This window comes from Pseudorhizobium xiangyangii, assembly GCF_020531965.1.
GTDB lineage: Bacteria > Pseudomonadota > Alphaproteobacteria > Rhizobiales > Rhizobiaceae > Neorhizobium > Neorhizobium xiangyangii.
Genome location: NZ_JAJAWH010000015.1, coordinates 1 through 17693, shown reverse-complemented (window position 1 = coordinate 17693; position 17693 = coordinate 1). Strand labels below are relative to the sequence as shown.

Below are 17693 nucleotides of genomic sequence, written 5' to 3'. Positions count from 1 at the left end.
ATGAGCGGATCGCGACCACCGCAGCTACAGGACGGACCGAACCGGGTGGCCGTGCAGGCAGCGCAACGCGCCTCCCTCTGTCTATCCGGTGGATTGACCGGCCAGAAGCATGGCGCCCTTTTATGAACTGTCGATTGAGCCGACCTTATCTGGCGATGTCGTACTGAAGTGAAGTGGGGCGGGATCACTCGGGGGGGCCCGAACCGAGTGCATCCTCCCAACCCTCGTGAAGGTAAAAGCGCTTTTTCGTCTCAAGGGCCGTTAAGGATGGCGTCGAGAACACCTCATGCCATCTCCAGCCCGATCGCCTAGCAACCAAACGCTGGAAAGAGTGCTCCCGCCCGGAAATATCGCTGCACTCTGACGGACCGTGACTCAGCAAATGGGTTCCGAGCTCCAACGGGGCGCGAAATGCCGGAGCCAATGTCCTCGCGGCGCTGTCGAGCCGGAGGTAGCTGCCTGCCGGTGCAGATGGTCGCAGCACCCCTTGCGGCCTCGCAAAAGGGAACTCTCGCGCGGCTTCCGGGTTTGACGGCCCTTACAGGGAGGATGACCTATGAGTGACAAAGATCCAAAAGCCAAGAACACCAGCGGCGGCGGTCACCTGGGCGGGACCAAGCAGGGTCAGGCGCCAGATGCCAAGACTTCGTCGACAGTCGAAAAAGACGGCGACAAGGCCCGGCCCAACAACGGCAAAAGTTGACGCCGCTCCAGTATGAAGCCCGGACCATAAGGCCGGGACGTGGCCCAGCATGGCTCGTTGAAGCGTGCGCATTTGCAGCGGGAGTACCCGATAGCGGTGCGATCGCGCGGACGGGTCCCGACCGAGGCTTCCGTCGGGAAAATCTAAGCTTTGTTCAACGAGTTACACCCATCAACCGGTAGCCGGGAACTTTCCATCTGCCCTCAAGTTCTCTGCAGAATCCGGAGCGAATGTTCAGAGGGTCGCTCCATTAACGAGTGGGGCCCCGCCGATGCAAACGACATACGACGGATATCCAGCAGGGCCGCTCATTGCTTTAGGCACGGTGCCAATCATCGTCAACCAGCAGGCAGCGCTGAGGCCGAATTCGCGGGAGGAGTTGACATGTCAACCTTAGACACACCTATCGACGCTCCGCGCATGCCGACAGACCTTCGCCGGTCGATTTCTAATACAATCAAAGGCTCGGCCGGCAACCTGATCGAATGGTATGATGTTTATGTTTATTCCGTCTTTGCATCCGCGTTTGAACATCATTTTTTTAGTGCGGCCGACAAAAATGCCGGAATTTATATCTGGGCCATCTTCGCAGTGACCTTCCTAATGCGCCCGGTCGGCTCATGGTATTTCGGCCGCTTCGCGGATCGCCATGGGCGCCGTGCGGCGCTGACCATCTCGGTCTTGATTATGTCGATCTGTTCTTTCGTTATTGCCATCACTCCGACGCAGCTCACTATCGGAGGATTTGCAGCAGTGATACTGATCGCCTGTCGCTTGATTCAGGGCTTTGCCACCTGGGGAATACGGGACGTCGGCGACCTATCTCACCGAAGCGGCCGTGCCACGGCATCGCGGTTTCCTTGCGTCTTTCCATTACGTTACGCTGGTGGGCGGACATGTTCTCGCGCAGGCACTGTTTCTGATGCTGTTGCTGGGAACGTCATACGAGGCTATCGGCGAATGGGGATGGCGCCTGGCATTCCTGCTTGGCGGCGTGGGTGCCTTGGTCGTCTTGTGGATGCGACGCACAATGGATGAATCCATGAGCCCCGAAGCGCTACAATCTGTCAAGAAAGGCGCGACGACCGGTTCCGGTTCTATGGCCGAATTGTTCAGCAGTTACTGGAAGGAGCTGCTGGCCTGTTTCCTGGTGACGATGGGTGGGACGGTCGCCTTCTATGCCTATTCCATCAACGGCCCAAACATCGTCAAAGCCACGTTCTCCGACAGCAGCCCGATCACGGGCTCTGTGATTTCCCTGACCGCGCTGATCGTTCTCATGGTGCTACAACCCGCCCGCGGTTATATCTCGGACCGTGTGGGCCGCCGTTCCCTGCTGGTTTTCTTCGGCGTCGGCGGCGTGCTATTCACGTGGATACTCTTCTTCGTGCTGCCGGGCGTGACCAATGGCTTCCTGTCCTTTGCCATTCTCACGCTAGGTTTCATCATTCTTACCGGATACACCTCCATCAACGCAGTGGTCAAAGCGGTGATGTTCCCGACTCATATCCGCGCACTGGGCGTCGGTGTCGGTTATGCAATTGCCAATTCGTGCTTTGGTGGGACCGCGCCGTTATTCTACGCGGCGGCCAGAAGCAGCGGACACGTTCTGTTGTTCGTTATCTACGTCACCACGCTTATTGGGGCATCACTGCTCGTCTACCTGTTCCTGTTAAGGAATCATGGCGCAAACTGGCTTGATGCTCCTGAAGAGATGCGCCGGCGCAGGGATAGCAAGGAACACCGGACATTCCCGATGGGAGTGTGATTTCGCAGACATCATAGGTTCACACTCGCGAGATATGAAGATGCCTTCGGATGCACTTCTCTGACAGCCTCAAAAAGCTTCTTAGGGCGCATCTTAAGCGGCGCCACTTCCGAAACCGTCGGAGCGAAATTTCTCGGACATGCTGGCTCGAGTGTTTGTCTTCCTCGACGGCAAGTTGATGTACAATTAAGCCCGAAGAGATTGAGAGTCCGACCCATCACTCGTGATGAATTAGCGGGGACTATCGAGCTTGCTCCCCGGAAGTGCCGTGTTGGGGACTGCTGATAGTCTCCTTACCTGGAGTAGCAGGCGTATACACGTAGAAGTATAGGCCAGCTAGTACGACGGCTAGTCCGAAGATACAGCCAACGAACACCAGCATGCCGCGGCGAGCCGACTTATCAGTATCCATGGGAATTCCTCCGTTCCTACAGATGGTCCTGACGAAAACATTGGTAACGAGCCATAGTTCCCGCGCTAGTATAGACCGGCTGGATAAGGGAGGCCCAGCCGTTGTTAGGCGGGAGTTGCGCCGGGACTTGGGACTCGCCTTGTCGCGGGCCCTTGATAAAGGGGAGCCCACGGTAACCCCACCGACAGGCGTCGCTTTCGACCAAGGGAGGCGACGAACGCGAACCAGTGTGCTTCTGTGTTTTCTCATAAGTGACTCGTTGACGACACCACTTCAACGTACCGCAGAAGATGTCAGGTATCTCGAAGGTGCATGGGTTTCGATCTTGCGGGAGCACCATCTAAATCAGGTCGCCCCTGACACCGCGCAACTTCCGCAGCAACGCTTCTCCTGTCGCGCGTTGATAGCTGCGCCCGGGTTAGAGGGCACTCCCTGGACGGATTGAGCGCCCTCGGTATGATTGCATTTCACGCGCCATCAGGTCGGTTTAGTGGAGCTACTGCGCCTGCCGTTGCGTCTCTTTCGACTTGCCGCTCGTCGAACTGGTCGGAGTTCCTCAATTGTCGGCTGCCACCATTTCGCTCCCGGAGCCGGAGCCGTTTTTGAAGGCCACGCACGCACGAGCTCTTCATACGTAGGGAGCCTCCAAATTCCCCAAACGTGGTCGTCGGTGAGGCCGTGATAGAATTTGCCGACGACCTCCAGATCGACGAGTTCTCCGGTGATCTCTTCGAAGACCACGAGTCCATAGTGGATCGCGACAACGCACCCAACCGGGGGCAGGTCGTCGCTGGTCAATGGATAGCGTCGTCGATTTCGTTCGACCGTTCGCGCTCTCGACTTCGCCTCCTCCTCGGTCCCCTTTCTCGCTTCGGCACGACGTCGCCGTTCCTCTGGTTCGTTGCGACGTGCCGCCTCTTCAATTACCGGCCAATGATGCCGAAGGTCTTCAAAGGATCGGTAAGGAACGTGCCACAGCTTGAGGTCGCCATCCCATCGCGAGTACGGAACCTCCCGAAGCCTATCAACGACGGTCCGCGAATAGGGAGTCTTGATCCGGAATCCCGCTTTCCCAAGTTCGAGGTAGACGCTCTCAATCGGTTCGAATTCGAATGAGTCCCTGCCCTTCGCGTCCGCGAACGCGTCGGCTTCCGCCTCAAGGTCTGCAAGCCATCGAGTGAATCGACGCGACGCAGTTCGGCCCGGAACGAACCAAGCTTGACGAGAGTCGCTCCACCGGGCGCGAGGAAAGCGTTTCCTGAACTGTTCGACGGTCATTCTGTCGAACGGAAAGCTGACGTCGGCGCCGGGCCTCGGGCCCTCTTTAGCCATCCGTTCAAGGTTGTCTGATTTGGCTTCCTCGCTCATGGGAAGAGAACGTTCTTGGCGCGAACAGGTTGCCCACAAGACTACGTGCGCGACGTCATCCACTATTCTGTTCAGCCTCCAGAGAACCGTCTCGGTGTCGGCCGCGTTCTGATAATCGTCCAGCTTGATGTGGTATAACGTCGCCGTTCAGCAGTCTGCTCTTCGGGAGCGCAAGGCACCGCTCGACGCGCACGGGCATCTGGTCGAACGGTAGTGTCGGCTGCCGGGCGATCACGCATCCGGATCCGTCCGCTTTTTAGCGGGGATGAATATCGACCAGTAGAGGCTTGGCGGGCGCGCTTGGGCATGTCGTTACTCGTTCCAGGACCAGATAGCCCCGACTAAGGTGCAAGGCAGTCGTCGGAACCGGCATCGGCTCAACACGGGGTATTTGACCAAGTCGTCAGCGAGGCTTGCGTTGGTTGCGTTGTCCATCTCGATGCTCCCGGTCGAGGTCTGGAGTCGAGTAGTAATGTACGCACCAGCGCGAGATCGGCGCCCCGAGTGACGGCGGTTGCACCAATCTCTGGATCAATTAGTACTCCAATGAGTTCGGCTTGGAGAGAACGGTGTTTTCTATGCACTCACCAAAGGTCGACCGGTCCGTGTCTTCGCAGACTACCATGAGATCCTGAGCGGACAGCCCGTGCGGGAGGTTGTCCTAGAACGATGACGTGGCCACCAGGCAAGTACGGACGGTCCAATCGAGCTTAATTACGCTGGCCGATGCATCGACGGGTCCCCGCGCACACTACGGAAGAAGGCGAGCAACTTCTCGCATCATTACTGAACTTAAATTTGAGCAACGACTGGAGGATGAAATGGTAGAGCAGAAAACAAGCCCGGAGAGCGATGCGGCCCGATCCGAAGGTAAGCAGGCGGACGAGAACCGTGACCTGCTGAAGAAGAAGGCCGAACAAAACCTGAGAGCTGCTCGTGGCGATCCGTTAAAAGATGAGTCATGATCATGGATCGAAAAGCTCGCTCGGGATGGATGACATTCGTCACCGTGGCATTCGCCGTGGCGCTCGTCATCGCCATCTACATGATCATCTTCACTACCGGCCAGCCCGAAGGGGAGCAACCATCGCCCCATGCGATCCAGCAGAGCAATTGATCGTTGCCCATCCGTGGCCACCACGGCCCGGATGTGCGCAATTCACCCTATCGAGCTGTATTGGAACGCGTTCCCGCGCGACGGACGAGGGTTCGCTCGTAACGAGGTTCGCAAACGAACCACAACCTCACCGAGGTTTTTCGAAGCCTGCTGAGAAGAAGAAAGTTGCCCAGGTTGATATCGCAACGAGCTGGTGACTGCGGGTAAGCGGCACAAAACTGTTTTGGTCGTTTTAGTTGAAAAGGAATGAGACCATCCATAACAAACTACCCAGACGGCCTCGACGTGGGCGAGGAAGGCGAACCTGAAATCGTCTTACAAACAGGCACGATCGGCGACTTCAACTGACCCGGATGGCACCATGCGCTACTTGATCGAGATCCTGCTTCCTGTTGGCAACGACGCCCAACCTGTGCTGACAGATGTCCGCGCCAAGCTAACGGAGACCTTTGGAGGCGTGACGATGCATATCAACGCTCCGGCGGAAGGTCTGTGGGTGAACGGTGGGGATATCGACCGGGACACGATCGTGGTCGTTGAGGTGATGACAGAAGACCTCGACCCGGCTTGGTGGGCGTCCTACCGCAAGGATTTGGAAGACCGACTTGACCAGGAAGAAATCGTTATCAGGGCGAGCGAGATCCAGCGACTGTAGATCCTTCGAGACAGCGCTTCCCATCCAACATAGACGGCTCTTCAACTTGCGAAGACCGGGCGAAATCGGATCGACCCTCCTCGTGTTGCCTACCCCGCGTGAAAGTACATCCTTGGTGACGCGGGAGGCAACGGAACAGGCAGACGCGCTGCTGTCGAATGGTTTTCCAAGCTCCCGCTAGCCTCCGGTGACGAGGGCCGTTTTGGCTTCAGGGACGTAAACTTTCGCCATAGGAGCTGGATCCTGCAGAAAGACAAGGGAAGCGACCATCCCCGCCATTACCACCGAGATACCGAATGCAAAACCGCGCATGCTGCCATTCCATTGTCGAGCGGTCGGAGATCGTCCGACCGCTCTTGCATTTAGTCGATTACCTGGACGACCCGGCGGGACGAAGGCTCGACGATGACCCGTTGCTCATTGACGACAGCGTAGGCGTAGTTCGGGTCTTCGGGAATCTGCTGGACTACGACGGTTTGCGGGAGAGGTTCGCCGACCACGATCCGCTCCTGAACGACAACCCGCTCAGCCGGAAGCGGAGCCTGTTGGACGTAAGTGACCACGCGTTCCGGCGGCGGATCGATCGCGGTTCCGGCGATGGCGCCCACTACACCACCAACCGCTGCGCCGACGGGGCCACCAACGACTGCTCCGGTGACTGCGCCACCTGCGGCACCGGTCACGGTAGAGTTCTGAGCAAAGGCTGAACCGGCGACGAGAACTGCAGCGCCTACAAGTACAAGACGTTTGACTGACATTTATATTCCTCCACTGGCGCTTGAAGCGCGCCAATTAACGCGCCGAGTTGTGGGTGGTTCCCGCAATGTCTCCAAGATTTGGCTACGGTAGCAACGACCCGTGCGAGCTGACTGAATCATACTCTCAAGTCGGATCGCTAACCCATTGAAAAACGATTCATTTCGAGTCGGAACGAATCACTGAGATTCCGATTGAGTCGCTGTTCTACGTGATTCGGGAGTAAAGCGGATGGCAGCCCCCAGAGCCCAGTGGAAAGGCTTCGTGAAGTTCGGCGAAGTGAGTTGCGGCGTCGGTCTCTACACCGCTGCCAGCACGTCCGAACGGATTACATTCAATACCATCAACACGGCCACCGGTAACCGGGTCAATCGTATCTTCGTCGATAGCGACACAGAGGAGCCGGTGCCGAAAGAAGCGCAGATGAAAGGCTTCGAAGTCGAGAACGGTCAGTACCTGCACATCTCCCCGGAGGAGATCGCGGCGACAATCCCGCAGAGCAATAAGACCCTTGAGATCGAGGCATTCATTCCCTGTCGCGATGTCGATGACGTCTACTTCGACAAGCCCTACTATCTCGTTCCCGACAAGACGAGCTCAGATGCCTTTGTGGCTCTGCGCGATGCCATGAAGAAGTCGAAGGTCGCGGCGATCGCCCGGGCAGTTCTCTTCCGTCGGGTGCGAACCGTACTCATTCGCTCTCACGGCAAGGGTCTGATCGCGACCACCCTCAACTTCGACTATGAGGTTCGGTCTAGTTCTGAGGCGTTCGAGGAGATGCCGAACCTCAAAATCGAGGGTGAGATGCTCGAGCTGGCGAAACACATCATCTCGAAGAAGAAGGGCGAGTTTGACCCGTCTGCCTTTGACGATCGGTACGAGTACGCGCTTGCGGAACTGGTAAAGGCCAAGATCGAGGGAAAAGCCCTTCCTAAACGGAAGAAGGTCGAAGTCTCCAAACCCAACGATCTGCTGGCAGCTCTGCGCGAGAGCGCTGGCATGATGAAGACCGCCGAAGAGAAACCAACGCGCACTGCCGTCAACGCGAATGCTGGCAGGCAGCGCGCCGCGCGCGGGGTGGCGTCGAAGACCGCCGCTTCGAAAGCCCCGCAGCGCAAGGCAAGTTGAGGAGATAGCGAGTGCCCCGCCCCTATTGGAAAGGCTACCTGAAGCTGTCGTTGGTAACGTGCCCGGTCCACATGACCCCGGCGACTTCGGAGAGCGAAAAGGTTCGCTTTCACACGCTGAACAAGGAAACCGGCAACCGTGTGGTCTCGCAATACGTCGATTCCGTCAGCGGAAAGCTGGTGAAAGACGAGAACGAGGCCAAGGGCTACGCGCGCGGCGAGAACGACTATGTCGTCCTGAACGAAGACGATCTCGACGCGGTACAGCTCGACACTGTTAAAACCATCGACATCGAGAAGTTCGCTCCCGCCGACAGCATAGAGTGGGTTTATCTCGAGAAGCCACACTACCTTATGCCGGACGATCCGGTTGGCCAGGAAGCGTTCGCAGTGATCCGCGATGCCATGAAAGCCGACGATGTGGTCGGTATCTCAAAATTGGTGGTCGGGCGACGCGAGCGGGCGGTCGTCCTGGAGCCACGCGGCCATGGCATCGTGCTCTGGACCTTGCGGTTTGGCGACGAGGTCCGGCCGGAGGAGAGCTACTTCGAGGATATCGACGACAATGCTGAGCCGGAGCTTGTCACGATGGTGCAGCGGCTGATCAAGCAGAAAACAGAGAAGTGGTCGCCGACCATGGTGGCGGACCCGATCCAGGAAGCTCTGCTTTCGATCATTACCGAGAAAAAGAAGGCTCTGAAGCCTGGAAAGAAAACGCGAACGAAGAACGACGATGCCCCGGCCAAGAGCAATGTCATCGACATCATGGCAGCCCTGAAGCAGAGCCTTGTGGCCGGTACGAAGAGCAGAAAGGCAAGCTGATGGATCACGCAAGGGAAATTGAACTCTGCGAGCCGGCGCCATTTCTATACTACGAGAATGGTCAGCTTGCTGTGACGGACGGGATGACCGTCTGGCTAGTGATCGTGACCTGCGAAGCCATCAAGGCGACGGCGCGCCCGCCCGAGAAGTCTCTACGAAGGCTCGCCCGGTTCGCGGGCTTCTACCGTGATCTCGCGGCGGCGGCGATTAGCCGTGGTGATGACGTCAATGGCAAGGTGTTTATCCGGGAGTCGGACATCCTTTCTGCAGTTCGCCCCCTCCCATCCATAGGGGCTGCATCACCCTCGGGCTTTCGGCAGCAACCTCACAGGCGCGGGACAGCCTGACGAGTTTGGCGAATCTGATGTATGTCTCGGTCGAGCCATTGGTGGATGCCATACGACAATATTGGGTTCTCCTTCCAGGCTTCATGCTGTACTCGCGCTGGCTACGTCTATGTCCTGTCTGGCAACGTGACGGCGACAGAGCGATTGTCTTCGGCCAGAATGCGCCGTCCTTGCCGTAATCATCAAGGCCGTCTTCAGGATCGGCAGCAGCGCTCAATAACAGAGCACTGGTCGCAATAGCGACCGCAGCTTTCGTTGGCGCAGGACATCCATTCCTGCGAATCCGCCCGGAAAGCCCTTCAGCCGCTGATCAAGAAAATGTGGGCTAGCGCGAAGCCGATGCGATTGGCGCCAAAACGGTGACGCTCAAGGTGAATCAACCGCAGCACGACGGTACCGGCACCCGATGGTCGGCGATATGGAGGAGGTCGTCGATCTACTGGTTATGAGGGGCCCGATGTCGGAATTCACCTTGATGGTCAGGATGGCATAGGCGCACGACAAATCCGGAGAGCCCGGCTGCCAGATCCCCCCGACCTGGAACCAATCATTGCTGGCATCCGGCAGCGATGGGTGAAACGTCTTAGATTCAGAGCGAACGACATTGACCGTGCGCGGGCCGCAATTCAGTCGGGCGCAGCCCCTAGGCAGTTCGACCATCTCCACATCGCCGACTTGCCGTCTTATGACGACGCGTCGCTTCGTCGAGAGGGGCCGTGACTGGAAATCATTTGCGTTCGTCATATATAGAACACAACGGGAACTGTGAGGAGCAAATGTGCAACGATTATCGGCTAATGGTGGACGTGGCCTCGATCGTCGGAGATTTTGCCCATCTCAAGATCAAGATCCGCTTTGGTGAAGGTGTACCGAACGTTGAAGCACGCGAAGACATCAAGATCACCGATATGGCGCCGATCGTCCGGGGGATTGAGGGAACGCGCGACGAGGCGGACCTCGTCCAGCGCCGATGGAGCTGGCCGGACCGGAATAAGCGACCGGTCTACAATTTCCGCTCCGATGGCCGCGAGTTCATTTCTAACCGGTGCCTTATCGTTGCCGATGGCTTCTACGAATTCACCGATCCAACGGAAAAAGGGAAAAAGCGCAAGGACAAGTGGCTGTTCACCAAGAAGAACGAGCCGATCTTCTGCATCGCCGGCATCTGGCGCGAAACGGATGATGTCGGGCAAGCCTTCACCATGCTGACGATGGAGCCTGGCCCCGATATCGCTCCTTACCACGACCGGCAGATCGTCATCCTTGGGCGGGATGCCTGGGCTGACTGGCTCGATCCATCAGTATCGGCGAAGTCTCTGATCAGACCACTCCCCGCCGGCACTCTCAATATCGAGCAGGTCGGCTGACGCGCGTTCTGTTTCCATCATTACATCTCAACAGGGTGGAACAAAATGCGGGCTGGATGCTTGTCGGTTCCTAGGTCAACCGGACGTGACAGGGATGATGAACGCTAGGATTTTACGAGTCGAGCGTCCCACCTGTCCGGCCCGCGCCTCAGCTCTGTCGTCATTCGACGCGGGCGGATCTGTCCCGAGGACTTGCGATGGTCAGTGACAAGCTCTCAACCTACAAGCAGAAGCGCGATTTTCAGAAAACGCAGGAGCCGAGCGGCCGGACGAAGCTGAAGGCGTCGAACCGCCGTCGCTTTGTCATCCAGAAACATGATGCGACGCGATTGCATTACGATCTCCGTCTTGAACTCGATGGGGTCTTCAAATCCTGGGCGGTGACCAAGGGGCCATCTCTCGATCCGCACGACAAGCGTCTTGCCGTCGAGGTCGAGGATCATCCGCTCGACTACGGCGACTTCGAAGGAACCATCCCTAAAGGTCAGTATGGCGGCGGCACGGTCATGCTATGGGACCGCGGCTATTGGGAGCCGGAAGGCGGCAAGAGCCCTGAACAGGCACTGGCGAAAGGCGATTTCAAGTTCACGCTGGAAGGTAATCGCGTGCATGGCAGCTTCGTCCTTGTGCGGATGCGCAACGATCGCGACGGCGGCAAGCGCACCAACTGGCTGCTGATCAAGCATCGCGATGATTTCGCCGTCGAGGAAAACGGCGCGGCAGTGCTGGAAGAGAACGCGACCTCTGTCGCGTCCGGCCGGACGATGGAAGCAATCGCCGCCGGCAAGGGAAAAAAGCCGAAGCCGTTCATGATCGAACGTAGCGACATGCAGGCCGATGCGGTCTGGGACAGTAACCACGGCCTCGCGGCCCAAGAGCGCAAAGCCGAAACCAAAACCAAGAAGAGGCCGGAGCAGACAAAGGCAGCCAAGTCCGCGATGCCCGACTTCATCGCGCCGCAGCTCTGCGAAACGCGCGAGCGACCACCCTCGGCGGACGGATGGATCCACGAAATCAAGTTTGACGGTTACCGCATTCAGATACGGATCGAAAATGGCGCCGCAACGCTCAAGACCCGTAAGGGCCTCGACTGGACAGGCAAATATCCTGCGATCACAGCTGCCGCCGCAAAATTGCCTGATGCCATCACCGATGGCGAGATTTGCGCGCTTGACGAAAATGGGGCGCCAGACTTTGCTGCTCTGCAGGCAGCGCTATCGGAAGGAAAGACCGATGCGTTGGTCTACTTTGCCTTCGACCTGTTGTTCAAGGGCGACGAGGACCTGCGGCAACTGCCACTCACTGAGCGGAAGGAACGCTTACAGACATTACTGGGCGATGCAGGTGACGATCCACGCCTGCGTTTCGTCGAGCATTTCGAGACCGGCGGCGACGCGGTTCTCAAGTCGGCCTGCCGCCTGTCGCTCGAAGGCATAGTTTCCAAACAAGGTGATGCGCCCTATCAGTCAGGTCGAACCGAGACTTGGGCCAAATCCAAATGCCGGGCCGGCCATGAAGTCGTCATCGGCGCCTATGCCAAGACGAACGGCAAGTTCCGTTCGCTGCTGGTCGGCGTGAACCGAGGCGACAACTTTGTCTACGTCGGCCGGGTCGGTACGGGCTACGGCGCCAAGGTCGTCGACACTGTTTTGCCGAAGCTTCGCAAGCTGGAAACGATAAAGTCACCGTTCACAGGCATCGGAGCGCCCAAGAAGAGCCTTGATATCGTCTGGCTGAAGCCGGAGCTTGTTGCCGAGATCCAGTTCGCCGGCTGGACGGCCGATGGCCTTGTCCGCCAGGCAGCATTCAAAGGCCTGCGAGAAGATAAGCCTGCCGGAGAGGTGGTCGCGGAAAAGCCGGCTCCTCCGAGCACGGCCGACGTGCCCGATCCTGAGATCAAGACCGAAAAGCCAGCGCCGCCCAAATCTTTTCGGAAAGGCGGAAAGGAAAATGTGATGGGCGTGTTGATCTCCAATCCAGAGAAGCCGCTGTGGCCTGACGCTGGAGACGACGAGGCGGTGACCAAGGTCGAGCTCGCCACCTATTACGAAGCCGTCGGGCCCTGGCTCATCGACCACATCAAGGGCCGGCCGTGCTCGATCATCCGAACCCCCGATGGCATCGGCGGCGAGCAGTTCTTCCAGCGCCATGCCATGCCCGGAACGTCGAACCTGCTGGAACTGGTGACCGTGTTCGGCGACAAAAAGCCCTATCTGCAGATCGATCGAGTCGAGGGGCTGGCCGCCGTCGCCCAGATCGGTGGCGTCGAACTGCATCCGTGGAATTGCGAACCGAAACTGCCCGACGTTCCGGGTCGCCTGGTGTTCGATCTCGATCCCGGGCCGGACGTCCCCTTTTCCACCGTCGTCGAGGCTGCCCGCGAGATGCGCGACCGGCTTGAAGAGCTTGGGCTCGTTAGTTTCTGCAAGACCACCGGCGGCAAGGGGCTACACGTGGTCACGCCTCTTGCCGTGGCGAAGGGCAGGAAACTCGCATGGCCGGAGGCAAAAGGTTTTGCCCACGACGTCTGCCTGCAAATGGCGCGCGAAAACTCTGAGCGCTATCTGATCAAGATGGCGAAGAACCAGCGGAACGGCCGCATCTTCCTCGATTATCTGCGCAATGATCGAATGGCGACGGCGGTTGCGCCGCTGTCGCCGCGCGCCCGGCCCGGCGCAACGGTGTCGATGCCTCTCACCTGGAGCCAGGTGAAGAGGGATCTCGATCCCAAGCGTTTCACCATTCGTACCGTGCCGGCGCTGCTTGAGAAGACGAGCGCTTGGCAGGATTATTCCGACGGGCGGCGATCGCTCGAACAAGCGATCAAGCGGCTTGCCAAATCGATGAAGCAAGCCACCTGACCAGCGTCAGATACCATAGCACCGATAGAGTTCCCTGAGGGCACAGTGCACTTTATTGACCGAGAATGGCTCTGGTATTCCCGGCGGCCGACGAAGCCGATGCCCCGGGGGCGAGAATCTTGCTTTGACGGAAGAGCCGGCGCTTTCACGACGTTGATCAGCCGAAGAAGCTGCATACGTGAAGCAACGGCTCGCCCCGCCGCTATCGCATGTTGGGGGCCTCCTCCAACACGTCGGGCATCGGCCTGCCTCATCGCACGTGAGGGTCCCGGTCGCGCCGCAGGCGTGAGGTGGCAATCAGATTGCTGTCCGGTGCAAGCAGGTCATGTTTCTCCGCGAAGGCGGCAAACAGTCCCCGCGCGGTATCTGCTTCGATCTCGCCGTGCAGCGCGGCAGTGCAAGCCTTGAGCGCCACCGAGTGCGCGGGGTCCCTCAGCGAGGATGGCCACTCGACGAGATGCCGGTAGGCGTCCATCACGCTTCGAACCTCTGCCGGAAAGCCGAGGCCGACAAGAATGGAAACGGGCTGTCTGAACATATCCGGTTTCATCGCTCTCTCCTTCCCAACCCGGAATGTTGATGGGCGCCGTCCCGACGGCGCCCATGTTGTGCGGATATATGGTCTAAGCCGCCTTCTGCGCGTCGATCTGTGCCGGAGCAGCCGACTTTACAGTGGGCTCGCTCTGGATCGAGATTTTGCGAGGCTTCAGCGCCTCCGGGATCTCGCGAACCAGATCAATCGACAGGAGACCGTTGCTCAGATCAGCGTCGTTCACCCTGACATGATCGGCAAGCTCGAACCGGTGTTCGAACGGACGGCCGGCAATCCCGCGATGCAGGTAGCCCTCGGCGGATGTCTCCTTCTTCTGGCCTGTGACGATCAGAAGGTTGGACTGGAACGTGATGTCCAGATCATCTTGAGCAAATCCAGCGACCGCAATAGAGATCCGGTAGCTGTCATCGCCGGTCTTGACGATGTCATAGGGCGGCCAGTCGCTGATCGAGCGGGCACGCTGGGCATTTTCCAAAAGGTTGAAGACCCGGTCGAAGCCGACGCTCGAGCGGAACAGCGGTGCATAGTCATAAGATGTTGCCATAGCCATATCCTCCTTGAAGCAACATGGGTACGGAAGCGCCGAAATCGACGCTCCCTGCAGCGCCAGCCCTGTCATCAGCGGCTGGCGTCAATCGATTTGGTTTTCACCAATTTTGGATTCAAGAGCAGGGCCAGAAAAATTCTTGCTTTTTTTGTCTTCGCTAGCGCCACTCAATCTAGCTCGTAAACCGCGGCATTATCCTGAACTTCGCGCAAACCTTTGTATGAGGCATGGCGCAGCTTACCCTCGTCTGTCCAGCCGCGGAATTCGATCTCCGCGATCAACGTCGGCTGCGCAAACACGTAGTTCTTGCCTTTCAACAGCACGGCCGGCGTCCTCGTTTTCAGCATGTCGAGGGTCTTTTTCAAATACGCGGCATCTTTTTCCTTAAAGCCCGTGCCCACGGCGCCGACATAGACCCAGTCATGCCCGCGACGGCCAGCAAGCAGAAGACTGCCGATACCGCCGCGCGCCGCGGTTGACTGCTCGTAACCGACGATCATGAAACTCTCGCTCTGGACGCATTTGATCTTCAGCCAGTCTCCGGTCCGCCCGGAGCGGTAGGGGCTGTCGCGGTGCTTGGCGATAATCCCTTCCAATCCAAGAGAGCAAGCGTTGGCCAACAACCCCGTTCCGTCCCCTTGAAGTTCCTCCGAAAGCTGGATGGCGCCCACGGCGCCTTCCAACAAATCTTCGAGAAGATGCCGCCGGACTGAAAGCTCTGTTTTCGTCAGATCATGCCCGTCGAAATACAGAAGGTCGAAGGCAAACAAGATGGATTCCGTCGAGGATCGTTTGCCGCCGCGTCCGCCAAGTGACCGCTGTAGCGCTCCGAAGTCGGATCGGCCCGCAGCGTTGAGGACGACAGCTTCCCCATCGAGGATCGCTGTCCCGACTCCGAGTTCCTTGGCCGCCGCGGCAATCTTGGGAAAGCGGTGTGTCCAGTCGTGGCCGCCACGGGTGATGATCCGCACGCCCTTCGGCTCGATATGGATGGCGAGCCGATAGCCGTCCCATTTGATTTCATAAGCCCAATCCGGCCCGACCGGCGGCGCCGTCTTCAGCAGTGCCAAGGAAGGTTCGACGCGATCAGGCATTGGGTCGAAGGGAAGGTTCGGCTGCGCCGGGTCGCGTTTCCGTCTGGGTTTGGATCTCGCGGTGAACCCATCGTCTTGGAGTAGAGGCTTTGCGCGTTTGCTCATGTGCCAGTACGCGTTTCCGCAGCGACCGACTTTGTCAATGCATCGATGATGTTGATGACGTGGCTCGGTGCGGACGCTGAGGCTAGCGCTTTGGCCTTGCTCTTGGAGGGCTCCACCGGCACCTTCGTCTTGGACTCGATGATATCGAGGAGCCGGTCCTGAACCGGGTCGATGACTATCGTCGGGTTCCAGTGCTGTGTCTGCTTTTTGATCAGTGGCTGGATCAGCGGCATCATGTCGGAATCCGCTCTATAATCACCGGTGCCCTCGAAATAGGTCTTTTCATCACGCACCTCGTCACCATGGCGCAAAGTCCAGAGAGCGATACCCTTGCCGCATGGCTCTAACATCGCGGCGCGCTCGCACCGCGTGATTACCAGACTCGAAATGCAGACCATATCCTGAGGTTCCATCGCGTCGTCTAAAATCGAGAACGCCTCTTGGCCAACCAGATCTTTCGCAGACCGGCGTTGATTTCCGAGCAGGTGATGAACGCGTTGATCTTCGGGGTGGTATCGCCTTTCGGAAGCCGCCGCAGCACACCTCGTCCAGTTCGAGAACGATATTTGGCCGCTTTCAGTCTCGTAGCCTTTGACCTGGTCACCGCGCTCGACGGAATTGCCCCTTTCGCCATCGACGAATTCTCGATTCATCGGATTGCCGGTATTTCGATTAAGCGTATGAAACGCGATGCGCTCGGACGGGGAGGCTGCGGTGTATTGCGCTGTCTGACAGGTCGTCAGCCCTCCGAACTTGGTGAAGCCTTTCCGATCGCTCTTGGGGAACCTATGACGCCGAACTCCTGATAGACCCGGTGCGGGTCGATTAAATTGACGTCCGATTGTTCCGGGCCAAAACGCATCATTTTCAATATCTTTGCAACCCGCTGGGCCCGTTTCACCACTCTCGGCTAGGCTCCGATTCACAAGCATCCTTTGGATGCGACCCGCGTTTATGGAAGCGGCAACATAAAGGAGCCCTGCCATGACGAAACGCGAACTGATTGATACGGGGACCGTCAAGCGGTATTCGCGCCGCGATGAAGAAGGCAAGTTCAAGGAGGGCTAAGACGAGCATCACCAACACCTCCATTCTGACGGTGCGGTTCAAAATTGCTACTGCTTTTCCGTGCCACTGGCGGTATAGTAGCGCATGCTTAAATACTACTACCATATTCGTGAGGGCGGCAATCTTGACCGTGACGAGACAGGCGTAGAATTTGAAACGCTGGATCAAGCGTACGAGGAAGCAATGAGGGCCGCGGTCGAAATGGCGTTGGCAAGGGACGGTCTCTGTCTGGACGACGACCGGGTGTTCGAGATCACGAGTCCCGAAGGTGTGATCTTACGTGAGGTCGCGTTCAGGGATATGTTTAGGGTAAAATGACGCGGAGCCCAATATGGATGCATTATGGGACTCCATTGAGAATGTTGAAGACGAACGCGGCGGGTCGTTCACATCATTAGAATGGCGAGACCAGTGATAAACAATTCGCCTGTAGCATCCGCTGGGTCGCCTAAATGACAGAGCTGACAAGCGAAGTGAAGATTCGCCCCTTTGGCGAACGAAGAACCGCCCCCTTCATTTGATCTGCGGTTTCGTGAGACCGAGCACTCTTTGATATGCCGATCAATTGCATGCTCCGGGGGCGCGACTTTCTCCGGCGAGATGTCCGCCTTAGGAGCCGTGACGGCATGAGCTAGGCTACGTTGCCGCCACCAGCTCCCTTGTGCATGATCCCTTTGCGCTGTTACCTTCCACACGATGCAATCCAACAACTGTCGCGTTGCGATCGACGTCCGCAGCCGAGCCTCGGAAGACGCTACTTTGCAGGTTTGGGTATACCTTCAACGAGGCAAGAGGTCTCGCGACAGGCTGGGCGACAAGTGACAAGGAACTCGCCCAAAACTAAAAGTTGACATCCTGCCCCTTCACCTCTATCTATGGTTTATCGATCTTTTCTTGCTGAGCTTTGGTTACCGCGTGATTGGCACCGCGCCTGAACGAACCTTTCCTTTAAAATATCGCTTTCACCATCCACGATGTCACCGACGTTGTGGTCGATCACTATTGCTTTGAAAGGGTTCATCA

The 17693-nt window shown here is 57.9% G+C and carries 17 protein-coding genes and 1 pseudogene; 12 read left to right on the top strand and 6 right to left on the bottom strand.

Annotated features, from left to right (window positions below; translation table 11 throughout):
- Nucleotides 1-556 precede the first annotated feature (556 nt).
- The 3 genes and pseudogenes from LH464_RS14705 to LH464_RS14700 all read left to right on the top strand — a co-directional run bounded on the left by LH464_RS14705 (nt 557) and on the right by LH464_RS14700 (nt 2471).
- Complete coding sequence (locus tag LH464_RS14705) at nt 557-703, top strand: hypothetical protein (RefSeq protein ID WP_226787157.1); 147 nt, start codon at nt 557-559, stop codon at nt 701-703.
- A 384-nt stretch (nt 704-1087) separates the two neighbouring features.
- Nucleotides 1088-1486 (top strand): annotated as a pseudogene (locus LH464_RS24565) (MFS transporter); the annotation flags it as partial.
- A 55-nt stretch (nt 1487-1541) separates the two neighbouring features.
- Nucleotides 1542-2471, top strand: a complete 930-nt coding sequence (locus LH464_RS14700) for an MFS transporter (RefSeq protein WP_315859660.1) — start codon at nt 1542-1544, stop codon at nt 2469-2471.
- 889 nt (nt 2472-3360) lie between these two features.
- On the opposite strand, the gene LH464_RS14695 is transcribed toward LH464_RS14700, so the two are convergent.
- Nucleotides 3361-4251, bottom strand: a complete 891-nt coding sequence (locus LH464_RS14695) for a hypothetical protein (RefSeq protein WP_226787156.1) — start codon at nt 4249-4251, stop codon at nt 3361-3363.
- 821 nt (nt 4252-5072) lie between these two features.
- Here LH464_RS14695 and LH464_RS14690 point away from each other — a divergent pair.
- The 3 genes from LH464_RS14690 (at nt 5073) to LH464_RS14680 (ending at nt 6023) form a co-directional block, all read left to right on the top strand.
- Complete coding sequence (locus LH464_RS14690) at nt 5073-5216, top strand: hypothetical protein (RefSeq protein ID WP_226787155.1); 144 nt, start codon at nt 5073-5075, stop codon at nt 5214-5216.
- 2 nt (nt 5217-5218) lie between these two features.
- Nucleotides 5219-5368 (top strand): hypothetical protein, encoded by a 150-nt coding sequence (locus LH464_RS14685; protein ID WP_226787154.1) that lies wholly within the window; start codon nt 5219-5221, stop codon nt 5366-5368.
- A gap of 361 nt (nt 5369-5729) precedes the next feature.
- A complete protein-coding gene (locus LH464_RS14680; protein WP_226787153.1) occupies nt 5730-6023 on the top strand; it encodes a hypothetical protein in 294 nt (97 codons plus the stop codon).
- A 362-nt stretch (nt 6024-6385) separates the two neighbouring features.
- On the opposite strand, the gene LH464_RS14675 is transcribed toward LH464_RS14680, so the two are convergent.
- Entirely contained in the window at nt 6386-6781 is a 396-nt protein-coding gene (locus LH464_RS14675) for a DUF1236 domain-containing protein (RefSeq protein WP_226787152.1), read from the bottom strand.
- 229 nt (nt 6782-7010) lie between these two features.
- Between LH464_RS14675 and ku (LH464_RS14670) the strand changes: the two genes are divergently transcribed.
- The 5 genes from ku (LH464_RS14670) (at nt 7011) to ligD (LH464_RS14650) (ending at nt 13303) form a co-directional block, all read left to right on the top strand.
- The gene (gene ku, locus LH464_RS14670; RefSeq protein ID WP_226787151.1) at nt 7011-7907 is read left to right on the top strand and encodes a non-homologous end joining protein Ku; all 897 of its coding nucleotides are present in this window, start codon (nt 7011-7013) and stop codon (nt 7905-7907) included.
- Between the two features lie 11 nt (nt 7908-7918).
- On the top strand, nt 7919-8728 hold the full coding sequence (gene ku / locus LH464_RS14665) for a non-homologous end joining protein Ku (RefSeq protein ID WP_226787150.1): 810 nt from the start codon (nt 7919-7921) through the stop codon (nt 8726-8728).
- Nucleotides 8728-9075, top strand: coding sequence for a hypothetical protein (locus tag LH464_RS14660; RefSeq protein ID WP_226787149.1), 348 nt, complete (start codon nt 8728-8730; stop codon nt 9073-9075). Before ku (LH464_RS14665) ends, LH464_RS14660 begins: the two co-directional genes overlap by 1 nt.
- A gap of 776 nt (nt 9076-9851) precedes the next feature.
- The gene (locus LH464_RS14655) at nt 9852-10442 is read left to right on the top strand and encodes an SOS response-associated peptidase (RefSeq protein ID WP_226787148.1); all 591 of its coding nucleotides are present in this window, start codon (nt 9852-9854) and stop codon (nt 10440-10442) included.
- Nucleotides 10443-10639: 197 nt separating this feature from the next.
- Nucleotides 10640-13303 carry a DNA ligase D gene (gene ligD / locus LH464_RS14650; RefSeq protein WP_226787147.1) on the top strand — a complete coding sequence of 888 codons (2664 nt, stop codon included), beginning with the start codon at nt 10640-10642 and terminating at the stop codon, nt 13301-13303.
- Between the two features lie 250 nt (nt 13304-13553).
- Here ligD (LH464_RS14650) and LH464_RS14645 read toward each other — a convergent pair whose 3' ends face one another.
- The 4 genes from LH464_RS14645 to LH464_RS24850 form a co-directional block, all read right to left on the bottom strand.
- Nucleotides 13554-13853 (bottom strand): DUF982 domain-containing protein, encoded by a 300-nt coding sequence (locus tag LH464_RS14645; protein WP_226787146.1) that lies wholly within the window; start codon nt 13851-13853, stop codon nt 13554-13556.
- 73 nt (nt 13854-13926) lie between these two features.
- On the bottom strand, nt 13927-14400 hold the full coding sequence (locus LH464_RS14640; protein ID WP_226787145.1) for an Hsp20 family protein: 474 nt from the start codon (nt 14398-14400) through the stop codon (nt 13927-13929).
- Nucleotides 14401-14570: 170 nt separating this feature from the next.
- Complete coding sequence (gene ligD / locus LH464_RS14635) at nt 14571-15602, bottom strand: non-homologous end-joining DNA ligase (RefSeq protein ID WP_226787144.1); 1032 nt, start codon at nt 15600-15602, stop codon at nt 14571-14573.
- Nucleotides 15599-16534 carry a Ku protein gene (locus LH464_RS24850; protein ID WP_390624988.1) on the bottom strand — a complete coding sequence of 312 codons (936 nt, stop codon included), beginning with the start codon at nt 16532-16534 and terminating at the stop codon, nt 15599-15601. The genes ligD (LH464_RS14635) and LH464_RS24850 overlap by 4 nt, the downstream gene beginning before the upstream one ends.
- Nucleotides 16535-16754: 220 nt before the next feature.
- Here LH464_RS24850 and LH464_RS14620 point away from each other — a divergent pair, with 220 nt between their 5' ends.
- A complete protein-coding gene (locus tag LH464_RS14620; protein WP_226787141.1) occupies nt 16755-16988 on the top strand; it encodes a DUF6894 family protein in 234 nt (77 codons plus the stop codon).
- The last annotated feature ends 705 nt before the right edge of the window (nt 16989-17693 follow it).